Raw genomic sequence first — 2,852 nt, 5'->3', positions numbered from 1 at the left:
AAAAATTCCTTGAGACCGATATTCCGGTATTCGGTATCTGCCTTGGCCATCAGCTGCTGGCGCTGGCGAGCGGTGCGAAGACCATTAAGATGAAGTTCGGCCACCACGGCGGCAACCATCCGGTGAAAGATATTGATAACAATGTGGTGATGATCACCGCGCAGAACCACGGTTTTGCGGTTGACGAAGCCACCTTGCCGGCCAACCTGCGCGTGACCCACAAGTCGCTGTTCGACGGCACCCTGCAGGGCATTCATCGTACCGACAAACCGGCGTTTAGCTTCCAGGGGCACCCTGAAGCGAGCCCGGGGCCGCATGATGCCGCGCCGCTGTTCGACCACTTTATCGAGTTAATTGAGCTCTACCGTCAGTCCGCGAAATAATCAGGAGTAAAAGAGCAATGCCAAAACGTACAGACATAAAAAGTATCCTGATTCTGGGCGCGGGCCCGATTGTTATCGGTCAGGCGTGTGAGTTTGACTACTCCGGCGCGCAGGCCTGTAAAGCCCTGCGAGAAGAGGGCTACCGCGTTATCCTGGTGAACTCCAACCCGGCGACCATCATGACCGACCCGGAAATGGCCGATGCGACCTACATCGAGCCGATTCACTGGGAAGTGGTACGTAAAATTATCGAAAAAGAGCGCCCGGATGCGGTGCTGCCGACCATGGGCGGCCAGACGGCGCTGAACTGTGCGCTGGAGCTGGAACGTCAGGGCGTGCTGGCAGAGTTCGGCGTGACCATGATCGGCGCCACTGCCGACGCGATTGATAAAGCGGAAGACCGTCGTCGCTTCGACGTGGCGATGAAGAAAATCGGCCTCGACACCGCGCGCTCCGGCATCGCCCACACCATGGAAGAAGCGCTGGCGGTTGCCGCCGACGTTGGCTTCCCGTGCATCATCCGTCCGTCCTTCACCATGGGCGGCACCGGCGGCGGTATCGCCTATAACCGCGAAGAGTTCGAAGAAATCTGCGAACGCGGCCTGGATCTCTCTCCGACCAACGAACTGCTGATCGATGAATCGCTGATCGGCTGGAAAGAGTACGAGATGGAAGTGGTGCGCGATAAGAACGACAACTGCATCATCGTCTGCTCGATTGAAAACTTCGATGCCATGGGGATCCATACCGGCGACTCCATCACCGTTGCCCCGGCGCAGACCCTGACCGACAAAGAATACCAAATCATGCGTAACGCCTCGATGGCGGTCCTGCGTGAAATCGGTGTGGAAACCGGCGGCTCTAACGTGCAGTTCTCGGTGAACCCGAAAGACGGTCGCCTGATCGTTATCGAAATGAACCCGCGCGTCTCCCGCTCTTCGGCGCTGGCCTCGAAAGCCACCGGCTTCCCGATTGCTAAAGTGGCGGCCAAGCTGGCAGTGGGCTACACCCTTGACGAGCTGATGAACGACATCACCGGCGGCCGCACTCCGGCTTCCTTCGAGCCGTCCATCGACTACGTGGTCACCAAAATTCCACGCTTCAACTTCGAAAAATTCGCTGGCGCGAACGACCGTCTGACCACCCAGATGAAATCCGTCGGCGAAGTGATGGCCATTGGCCGCACCCAGCAGGAATCGCTGCAGAAAGCGCTGCGCGGCCTGGAAGTGGGCGCCACCGGCTTCGACCCGAAAGTGAGCCTCGACGACCCGGAAGCGCTGACTAAAATTCGCCGCGAGCTGAAAGACGCTGGCGCCGAGCGTATCTGGTACATCGCGGATGCCTTCCGCGCCGGCCTCTCGGTAGACGGCGTCTTCAACCTGACCAATATCGACCGCTGGTTCCTGGTGCAGATTGAAGAGCTGGTGCGTCTGGAAGAGAAAGTGGTGGAAGTGGGCATCAACGGCCTCGACGCCGACTTCCTGCGTACCCTGAAGCGTAAAGGCTTTGCCGATGCGCGTCTGGCGAAACTGGCGGGCGTGCGGGAAGCGGAAATTCGCAAGCTGCGCGACCAGTATGACCTGCATCCGGTCTACAAGCGCGTGGACACCTGCGCCGCCGAATTCGCCACCGATACCGCCTACATGTACTCCACTTATGAAGAAGAGTGTGAGTCCAACCCGTCCGTTGACCGCGATAAAATCATGGTCCTCGGCGGCGGCCCGAACCGTATCGGCCAGGGTATCGAATTTGACTACTGCTGCGTACACGCCTCTCTGGCGCTGCGCGAAGACGGTTACGAGACCATCATGGTCAACTGTAACCCGGAAACCGTGTCTACCGACTATGACACCTCCGACCGTCTGTACTTCGAGCCGGTGACCCTGGAAGACGTGCTGGAAATCGTGCGCATCGAGAAGCCGAAGGGCGTTATCGTCCAGTACGGCGGCCAGACGCCGCTGAAGCTGGCGCGCGCCCTGGAAGCCGCAGGCGTACCGGTTATCGGCACCAGCCCGGACGCTATCGACCGCGCGGAAGACCGTGAACGCTTCCAGCATGCGGTTGACCGTCTGAAGCTGAAGCAGCCGGCGAACGCCACCGTCACTGCCATTGAGCAGGCGGTAGAGAGAGCGAAAGAGATTGGCTACCCGCTGGTGGTTCGTCCGTCTTACGTGCTCGGCGGCCGGGCGATGGAAATTGTTTACGACGAGCAGGATCTGCGCCGCTACTTCCAGACCGCGGTTAGCGTCTCCAACGATGCACCGGTACTGCTGGATCGCTTCCTCGACGACGCGATTGAAGTGGATGTCGATGCCATCTGCGACGGCGAAATGGTGCTGATTGGCGGCATCATGGAGCATATCGAGCAGGCGGGCGTACACTCCGGCGACTCAGCCTGTTCCCTGCCAGCGTATACGCTGAGCCAGGAAATTCAGGATGTGATGCGCGAGCAGGTGCAGAAGCTGGCTT

The 2,852-nt window shown here is 59.4% G+C and carries 2 protein-coding genes; both read left to right on the top strand.

Going from position 1 to position 2,852, the window contains the following annotated elements; all coding sequences use genetic code 11:
• On the top strand, positions 1-383 hold a 383-nt coding region (locus AACG97_RS00075), incomplete at its 5' end, for a glutamine amidotransferase-related protein (RefSeq protein WP_445261807.1).
• A 17-nt stretch (positions 384-400) separates the two neighbouring features.
• Positions 401-2,852 (top strand): carbamoyl-phosphate synthase large subunit (gene carB, locus AACG97_RS00070; protein ID WP_338463212.1); only part of this gene is annotated, 2,452 nt, incomplete at its 3' end.

The organism is Pseudomonas sp. Nvir (assembly GCF_963778085.1).
In the GTDB taxonomy this organism is placed as follows: Bacteria; Pseudomonadota; Gammaproteobacteria; order Pseudomonadales; family Pseudomonadaceae; genus Aquipseudomonas; species Aquipseudomonas juntendi.
The sequence above is the reverse complement of the archived record's forward strand: the minus strand, read 5'-3'. Positions and strand labels throughout refer to the sequence as shown.